1 protein-coding gene is annotated in these 556 nt (G+C 70.7%); it reads left to right on the top strand.

The annotated features are described in order from the left end of the window. On the top strand, positions 1 to 556 hold a 556-nt coding region (locus CCN44_RS41825), incomplete at both ends, for a cytosine permease (RefSeq protein WP_244204071.1).

Below are 556 nucleotides of genomic sequence, written 5' to 3' on the forward strand. Positions count from 1 at the left end.
CCCTCCGCCCTCACCGAGGTGGAGGCCCACAGTGTGGAGCGCATCCCCGACGCCGACCGCACCGCGACCCCGCTGGACCTGTTCCGGCTCGCCTTCGGCGGCGCCAACACCTTCTCCACCTGCGTCCTCGGCGCCTTCCCGATCCTCTTCGGACTCTCCTTCCGGCAGGGCCTCGCGGCCACCGTGCTCGGGGTCCTCACGGGCGCGCTGATCCTGTGCCCGATGGCGGTGTTCGGCCCGGTCAACGGCACCAACAACGCCGTGTCCTCCTCGGCCCATCTCGGCGTGCACGGCAGGGTGGTCGGGTCGTTCCTGTCGCTGCTGACGGCCGTCGCGTTCTTCTCGCTGTCGGTGTGGAGTTCGGGCGACGCGCTGGTCGGCGGCGCGCACCGGCTGTTCGGCCTGGAGCGCGGCACCCTGTCGTACGTCGTGGCGTACGCGCTGTTCGCCGGCCTGGTGCTCGCGGTGTGCGTCTACGGCTTCCGGTTCATGCTCTTCGTCAACAAGATCGCGGTGACCTCGGCGAGCCTGCTCTTCCTGCTCGGCGCGGTCGCCT

The sequence above is a fragment of the Streptomyces tricolor genome (genome assembly GCF_002155905.1).
Lineage (GTDB): Bacteria > Actinomycetota > Actinomycetes > Streptomycetales > Streptomycetaceae > Streptomyces > Streptomyces tricolor.